Source organism: Pseudomonadota bacterium, assembly GCA_023229365.1.
Classification (GTDB): domain Bacteria; phylum Myxococcota_A; class Polyangia; order JAAYKL01; family JAAYKL01; genus JALNZK01.
Map to the genome: position 1 here is coordinate 1 of JALNZK010000186.1, position 7,689 is coordinate 7,689.

The window sequence follows — 7,689 nt, forward strand, 5'->3', positions numbered from 1 at the left end:
CGCGGAAGAGGCGAGGGCGGCAGGCGGCGCCGCGGCGGATTCGGCCGCGACAACTGAAGTGCTGCAGAAAGAGGACAATCACATGAAACACGAGAAGATGGGGTTCACGTCGAAGCTGGTGCACGCGGGGATGCGCAGGGACGCCAACGGCAGCGTCGTCACGCCGATCTACCAAACCTCCACCTTCGCGTTCGAGAGTGCGCGGCAGGGGGCGGACCGGTTCGCGGGCAAGGACGACGGCTTCATCTATACGCGCCTCGGCAACCCGACCACGCGCGCCCTGGAGGGCTGCGTCTGCGAGCTCGAGGGCGGCGCCGCCGCCGTCGCGACCAGCTCCGGGATGGGCGCCGTCGCGACCGCGTACCTCGCGCTCCTCGCGAGCGGCGATCACGTCGTGAGCACCGCCTCGGTGTACGGGCCGTCGCGGACGCTCCTGGAGAAGCACCTGTGCAAGTTCGGTCTCGAGGCGAGCTTCGTCGACACGTCCGATCTCGACCAGGTGCGGCGCGCGCTCCGGCCGAAGACGAAGATGGTGTACGTGGAGACGCCGTCGAACCCGATGATGCAGATCACGGACCTCGAAGGGGCCGCGAAGCTCGCCCACGGCGCGGGCGCCCTGCTCGTCGTGGACTCCACGTTCGCCTCGCCGTACCTGCAGCGGCCGCTCGAGCTCGGCGCCGACGTCGCGCTCCACTCGGTGACGAAGTTCATCAACGGCCACGCGGACGCGGTCGGCGGGATCCTGATCGCGAAGGACGCGGCGGTCGCGGTTCGCCTGCGGCAGATGATGACGCTCGTCGGGTGCAACATGGATCCGCACCAGGCCTTCCTCGTGCACCGCGGCCTGAAGACGCTCTCCTTGCGGATCGAGCGCGCCCAGGCGGGTGCGGCCCGGATCGCCGCCTGGATCGAGGCGCGGCCCGACGTCGCGTGGGTGCGGTACGTCGGCCTCCCGAGCCACCCGCAGCACGAGCTCGCGAAGCGGCAGATGAGCGGCCCGGGCGCGATGATCAGCTTCGAGCTCAAGGGCGGCTTCGCGGCGGGCGAGCGCCTGATGAACCGGGTGAAGCTCGCCGTGCTCGCCGTGTCGCTCGGCGGCGTCGAGACGCTGATCGAGCACCCCGCCTCCATGACCCACTCGGGAGTCCCGGCGGCGGAGCGCGCCGAGGCCGGCATCTCCGACGGGCTGGTCCGCCTGTCGGTCGGCATCGAGGATCCCGAGGATCTCATCGAGGATCTGAAGCAGGCGCTCGACGCGTAGCCGCGGGGCGCCGTGGTTCTGGAAAGGGAAAGTCGAATGTCAGACGACCGCCCGAAGAAGGGTCACGACAAGGCCGATTGCGAGACGTGCGGCGACGCGAGCTGCTCGGCGAAGAGCCAAAGGGAGGGCGAGTCGGCCGAGGAGCGCGCGGAGCGGCAGACGCTGGCCAGGCGCATGTGCGAGATCGATCACAAGGTGCTCGTCCTGTCGGGCAAGGGCGGCGTGGGCAAGAGCACGGTCGCGGTAAACCTCGCGATCTGGCTCGCCATGCAGGGCAAGCGCGTCGGCCTGCTCGACATCGACATCCACGGTCCCTCGGTCCCGCGGATGCTCGGGCTCCTCGGCGAGCGCATCCGCTCGGGGCCGGACGGGATGCTGCCCGTCGAGCTCGGCGGCATCGGCGTGATGTCGATAGGCTTCCTGCTGCGCGGCGAGGGCGACGCCGTGATCTGGCGCGGCCCGCGGAAGATGGGAGTCATCAAGCAGTTCCTCACGGACGTGGAATGGGGCCGCCTCGACTACCTCGTGGTGGACACGCCCCCCGGAACCGGCGACGAGCCGCTGTCGATCTGCCAGCTCGTCGAGGACGCGGACGGCGCGGTGATCGTCACCACGCCGCAGGAGGTGGCGCTGACCGTGGTGCGGCGCTCGATCGACTTCTGCCGGCAGCTCTCCATGCCGGTCATCGGCGTGGTCGAGAACATGAGCGGCTACGTCTGCCCCAAGTGCGGCGAGCGGACCGACATCTTCAAGGGCGGCGGCGGCGAGCGGATGGCGCGCGAGTCGGGAGTCCCGTTCCTCGGCCGCGTGCCGATCGACCCGAGCCTGACCGGCGCGTGCGACGAGGGCGTGCCGTACATGCAGCGGTTCGCCGAGTCCGCCGCGGCCAAGGCGCTCGACGGCGTCTTCCGGCCGGTGCTGAGCTGGAAGCGTCCGAGCGGGAACGCGGGGTGAACGCCGGTGGAGAGGGAGGCAGCCCCGAGGGATCCGGTCGCGATCGCCGCCGCGCAGGCTTCGATGGAGGCGTTGCAGAGCCGGGAGCACCCGTGCTGCCTCTTCTGCGGGAAGGAGAACCCGATCGGCTTCCAGCTCGACTTCCGGGTCGAGAGGCCGGGCTCGGCGCGCGCGGTCCTGATGTGCGGGCACCGGTTCCAGAGCTACTCGGAGACGCTGCACGGAGAGGTGAGGGAATAGCGCGCCGCGGGGCGCGTTTCCCCTCGAGCGGGTCGCCTCGAGGCAAACGGAGAAAACGGAACCGTTGCGCCGCGTTCTTCGATATAATCCGACTCGAAAGAGGGATGCGCCGTTGTTCGAAGTGATTGCCGGAACGACCCCGTCGCACGCGCGCCTCCGAGACGCGATCCGCCTCGGCGTGCTCGCCTACTTGGCGGTCGTCCTCGGCGCCGGCGCTGCGCTGCGCAACGTGCACCTCGAGTCGTCCGAGCACGGCCATAGGTACTGCCCGGAGCACGAGCAGATCGAGGCGGTCGAGCACGGAGGAGGCGCGGGGCACGACGAGCACGACGGCCTGGCGCCACTCGGGTACCGCGCCGGCTCCGACGAGATCCCCTCCGCCCACGTCGCCTGCGCGCTCCTGAACGCCCTCCTGTCGCGCACCCCGGTCGCACCGCAAACGAGCTCCATATCGACACCGGCCGCCGACGTCGCTCGGTCCGCTGTCGCGTTCGTCGAGCGGTTCGACCCGTCCGAGTCGATCCTGTCCTTCGCACCCAAGACGTCTCCCCCGTTCGTGGCCGCCTAGTTTTCCGGACAAACGACGAAAACGACCGCACCGCGGGCACATTCCAACTCGCGGGGCGAAGGACGCGCGTCGACGCGCGGGGAGAAGAAGGCACATGACCCGACAGCACCGCCCGATCCTCCGATGGGGCCTCGCGGCGCTCGCAGCGCTCTGCCTGCAGGGCATGGCCGCGCACGCACAACAAGACGATCCCCCGGACGAAGCGCCGCAGCCTTCGCGCGAGCAGCAGCTCGAGGAAAGGGTCGCCGCGCTCGAGCGGCAGATCGCGGCGCTGAAAGAGGGGAAGGAGAAGGAGCAGGGGACGCTGCAGAACGCCGGCGAGGATGAGATCGATCGCGAACTCACCGTCGCCGCGCAGGCCGACGCCTCAGCTGCAGCCCGGACCGCGACGCCAGAGGAGACGGCCGAGGAGGATCCCCTGGCGCTCCTGTTCGGCAAGGAGATCGTCGGCAACGAGAGCAATCCGTCGATCTCCCTCATCCTGGACATGGTCGGGACGTACTTTTCGCAAGAGGATCGCGTCCACCTCGGCGGCCACGCGCCGACGACGAACGGCCCGGCAGTCACCGGCGCCGAGCTCGCGGCGTCCGCGAACATCGACCCGTACTTCAAGTTCGACATGGCGTTCTGCTTCTCGCACCTCCACCTCGAGGAGATCACCTTCACGACGCTCGCGTTGCTGGGCAACCTACAGGTGCGCGGCGGGCTGTTCCTCACGAAGGTGGGCCGCCAGAACAACACGCACCCGCACTCCTGGCGCTTCGTCCTGCACCCGCTGCCGAACCAGTTCCTGTTCGGCGCCGAGGGGCTCGGCGCGCCGGGGATCGAGCTGTCCTGGCTGGCGCCGCTGCCGTGGTACGTGGAGCTGACCGGCGCGCTGCAGATGGGCGAGGGAGGCTCGTTCCGCACCAAGCCGCTCACAGAGGGGGATCCGTCGTTCGCGGACTTCCTGTACCCGGTCCGCCTCGCGCAGTTTTTCGATCTCGCCGACGACTGGGCGCTCCAGATCGCGGGGAACGCCGTCTTCGCGCCCTCCGCGATGGGTCCGGAGGTCGGCAACCGGAGCTACGCGTACGGCGGCGACCTGCTCCTCCGGTGGCGCCCGATCGGCCGCGGGTACACGGGCTATCGATCGATCTCGCTGCTCGTCGAGGGCTGGTACCGGGAGATGGAGGTGCCTGGCGATCTCTGGAGGGACGCGGGCGGCTACGCGGATCTGGCTTTCGGGATCGCCAAGCGCTGGGAGGCGGCGCTGCGCGGCGAGCTGTGGCGACGCGCCGGCGGGGACGCGCCGAGCGAAGAGAACGGGCGCGCCAAGCTCGGGCTGGACGTCGAACGCGGCTCCGCCGCGGTGTCGTTCCTTCCGAGCCACTTCTCGCGGCTGCGCCTCCAGTACACGTTCGAAAACGTGGAAGGCTACGAGCCGAACCACATCGCGTTGCTCCAAATCGAGGTTTCGGCGGGCGCCCACGGGGCGCACGCGTATTGAGGAGGCGGGACAATGAAAACGTTGCTTGCATTAACCGCTGCCATGTTGCTCGCGATCCTGCCTGGGGCCGCATCCGCGAAGGTGCGCGTCGTCTCCACGATCCCCGACTTCGGCGCGATCGCGAAGGAGGTCGGCGGCGACCGGGTCGCGGTCACGTCGCTCGTGCGGCCCACGCAGGACCCGCACTTCCTGGACGCCAAGCCGAGCTTCATCGTGGATCTCAACCGCGCCGATCTCGTGCTGCTCGCCGGGATGGAGCTCGAGGCGGGCTGGCTGCCGCCGCTCCTCGTGGGCGCGCGCAACGGCGCGATCCAGCGCGGCGCGGACGGCTACCTCGACTGCTCGACGCTCATCCCGCCGATGGAGGTGGAGTCCGCGGACAGATCCAAGGGCGACGTCCACCCAGGTGGAAACCCACACTACTGGAGCGATCCGCGCAACGGCGTGAGGCTCGCGCGCGGCATCGCGAAGCGGCTCGCCGCGATCGATCCGAAAGGCGCCGAGGCGTATGGAGCAGGCGCCGACGCGTTCGTGAAGCGGCTCGAGGCGAAGATGGCCGAGTGGCGCAGGGCGTTCGACGCCTGCAAGGGCACGAAGGTCGTCGTCTACCACAGGAGCTGGATCTACTTCCTCGACTGGGCGGGCTACCGCGAGGTCGGCGCGCTCGAGCCCAAGCCGGGCATCCCACCGAGCCCGTCGCACGTGGCGAGCCTCGTCAAGCGGGTCCGGTCCGAGAACGTCCGGTACGTGATCCAGGAGTCGTTCTACCCGACCACGCTGTCGAAGATCTTCGCGAAGAAGGCAGGCGCCCGGCTCGAGGTGCTGCCGACGATGGTCGGCGCCGACGGCACGCAGAGCTACATCGAGCTCATCGACAAGCTCGTGCGCCGTCTGACGGCCTCATGACGAATACAACCAAACGGAGAATATCCATGAAAACGAATCTCAAGAACCTCTTCATCGCCATGTTGTCCGTCGCCGCCTCCGTTGCCGCGATCGGTTGCGCCGAGGAGGGGGAGTCCGGGGAGGCGGCGCTCGACTGCGGGGAGCACGGCACCGAGCACGACGGGCACTGCCACTGCGACGAGGGCTGGCTGTTCGACGGCGCGGCGTGCGTGACGCCGACCGGGATCACCGCCTTGTGCGGCGAGGGCGGGTACGACGATCACGCCGCGTGCCTATGCCCGGAGGACGGCGACTGCCCGTGCGAGGACGGCGAGATCGAGGAACACGACGGCGCGGAGTACTGCGTCCCGGAGCTGCACGAGGATGAGTGACGCCGTGACCGGTACCGGCGCGCTCGTTCGCCTGCAAGGCGTCTCGATCGGCTACGGCGGACGGGCGCTCCTCGCGGGGATCTCGTTCTCGATCGACGAGGGGGACACCCTCGCCCTGGTCGGTCCCAACGGTGCGGGGAAGACGACGCTCGTGGCGACGATGCTCGGCACGCTGCGGCCGGTCGCAGGGACGGTGGCGCGGCGCCCCGGGCTCACGGTCGGCTTCGTGCCGCAGCGGGGGCGCCACGATCCGATCTTCGCGCTCACGGCGCGCGACGTCGCGGCCATGGGCGCGATGGGGGCGGTGACCGGGCGCCGTCTCCCGCGGCTCGGGCCGGCTGCGCGCGACGCGACCGAGCGGGCGCTCGAGGAGCTCGGGGTCGGCCCGCTCGCGGGAGAGGCGTTCCGGGATCTCTCCGGCGGCCAGCAGCAGCGGGTGCTGATCGCCCGCGCCCTCGTCCGCGATCCGGCGCTCCTCGTGCTCGACGAGCCGACGGCCGGCATGGACGTCCCGTCCGAGCGGGATCTGCTCGACCTCGTCACCGGCCTCGCGAGCACGCGCCGCACCGCGGTGGTGCTCGTCACCCACCAGCTCGCGCTCGCGGCGGAGCGAGCCTCGCGGATCGCCATCGTGAACAAGGATGGCGGGCTGTTCGCCCTGGGGGAGGCAAGGGATATCATGACCTCCGAGCGCCTGTCCGCGGCGTACGGCCGGGCGATGGAGGTCGTCGGGACCGGGGACGCGCTGGTGGTGCGCCCGACGGGCGGGGGGAGGTGACGGATGGAGTTCTTCGAGAGCCACTTCCTCTGGCTCGACGCGGTGATCGCCGCGTCTTTCTGCGCGGCGGCCGCGGCGGTCGTCGGCGTGCACGCCATCCTGCGGCGGGTCGTCTTCCTCCCGGCGGCGCTCTCCCAGCTCGCCGGGCTCGGCGTCGTCGCCTCGTTCTGGCTCGCCCACATGCTGCCCGAGGGTTGCGGCGCGATCGTCGAGTCGCCCCGGTTTTTCGCCATCCTGTTCGCGATCGCCGGCGCCGTCGCACTTGGCCTCTTCCGCGAGTCGCGCGGCGCGACGCGGGAGTGGTGGCTGGGCGCAGTGTACGTCGCCTCCTCGGCGCTCGTCCTGCTCGTCGGCGGCTACATCCCGCAGGAGCTCCACGACGTGAACGACATCCTGTTCGGGAACGCCATCGCCATCGAGCGCGCGCAGATGTTCGAGACCGCCGCGATCTCGTTCGCGGTGATCGCCGTCCACGGCGCGATGGCGCGGCCGTTTTGGGCCGTCGCGTTCGATGCGGGCACCGCGGAGGCGCACGGCGTCCCGGTGCGGGGGCTCGAGGCGCTCCTCTTCCTCACCATGGGGCTCGCCGCCGCGACCACGACCCGGGTCGTCGGCGCGCTCCCGGCGTTCGCCTTCGCCGTGTTCCCGTCGGCCGCGGCGCTCGCGCTCGTGCGGGACGCCAGGGCGGTGGTCGCCGTCGCCGCGCTGCTCGGCGCGCTTTGCGCGTTCCTCGGCTACTGGGCCTCGTTCGAGCTCTCGATCCCCACGGGCGCGAGCATGGCCGTGGTGGCGGGCGCGGTTTTCTTGGTGGCGCGCGGCGCGGCCACACGCTTGAAGCGCCGCCGCTCGTAGCCCAGCGCGTGACGATCGACCATAGCCAGGTCGTTTCTACCCCGAGGTCCCTCCCAACCTACAACCACGCGGCTTTCCCGTATCGCCTATTCTAGTCGAAAGGCGACGAATTCGCCAAGGCGACCACGAAGGCGACCACGGACTACACGTGAAACCGAGGTGCTTTGGCTTCGGCGCGGTCGATGAGAGCGGCAACGAGATCAGCGCGCAGGGCGCAGATCTTCGCGTGGACGGACGTGTCCGTGGACATGACGGTTTTCCTTTCCTCAG

At 70.0% G+C, this 7,689-nt stretch carries 9 protein-coding genes; all 9 read left to right on the plus strand.

Translation table 11 applies throughout. From position 1 onward, the window contains the following. Positions 1–82 precede the first annotated feature (82 nt). Positions 83–1,261 carry an aminotransferase class I/II-fold pyridoxal phosphate-dependent enzyme gene (locus M0R80_30185; GenBank protein ID MCK9463907.1) on the plus strand — a complete coding sequence of 393 codons (1,179 nt, stop codon included), beginning with the start codon at positions 83–85 and terminating at the stop codon, positions 1,259–1,261. A 36-nt stretch (positions 1,262–1,297) separates the two neighbouring features. Further along, entirely contained in the window at positions 1,298–2,215 is a 918-nt protein-coding gene (locus M0R80_30190) for an Mrp/NBP35 family ATP-binding protein (protein ID MCK9463908.1), read from the plus strand. A gap of 6 nt (positions 2,216–2,221) precedes the next feature. After that, positions 2,222–2,455 carry a hypothetical protein gene (locus M0R80_30195; GenBank protein MCK9463909.1) on the plus strand — a complete coding sequence of 78 codons (234 nt, stop codon included), beginning with the start codon at positions 2,222–2,224 and terminating at the stop codon, positions 2,453–2,455. A gap of 112 nt (positions 2,456–2,567) precedes the next feature. Further along, positions 2,568–3,023 (plus strand): hypothetical protein, encoded by a 456-nt coding sequence (locus M0R80_30200; GenBank protein ID MCK9463910.1) that lies wholly within the window; start codon positions 2,568–2,570, stop codon positions 3,021–3,023. Positions 3,024–3,117: 94 nt separating this feature from the next. Then, positions 3,118–4,512, plus strand: a complete 1,395-nt coding sequence (locus M0R80_30205; GenBank protein MCK9463911.1) for a zinc-regulated TonB-dependent outer membrane receptor — start codon at positions 3,118–3,120, stop codon at positions 4,510–4,512. Between the two features lie 12 nt (positions 4,513–4,524). Next, positions 4,525–5,418, plus strand: a complete 894-nt coding sequence (locus M0R80_30210) for a metal ABC transporter substrate-binding protein (GenBank protein ID MCK9463912.1) — start codon at positions 4,525–4,527, stop codon at positions 5,416–5,418. Positions 5,419–5,444: 26 nt separating this feature from the next. Further along, positions 5,445–5,789: a hypothetical protein gene (locus tag M0R80_30215; protein ID MCK9463913.1), complete on the plus strand. Its 345-nt coding sequence runs from the start codon at positions 5,445–5,447 to the stop codon at positions 5,787–5,789. Further along, positions 5,782–6,567 carry a metal ABC transporter ATP-binding protein gene (locus M0R80_30220; protein MCK9463914.1) on the plus strand — a complete coding sequence of 262 codons (786 nt, stop codon included), beginning with the start codon at positions 5,782–5,784 and terminating at the stop codon, positions 6,565–6,567. Before M0R80_30215 ends, M0R80_30220 begins: the two co-directional genes overlap by 8 nt. A gap of 3 nt (positions 6,568–6,570) precedes the next feature. Beyond that, the gene (locus M0R80_30225) at positions 6,571–7,419 is read left to right on the plus strand and encodes a metal ABC transporter permease (protein ID MCK9463915.1); all 849 of its coding nucleotides are present in this window, start codon (positions 6,571–6,573) and stop codon (positions 7,417–7,419) included. Positions 7,420–7,689: the final 270 nt, after the last annotated feature.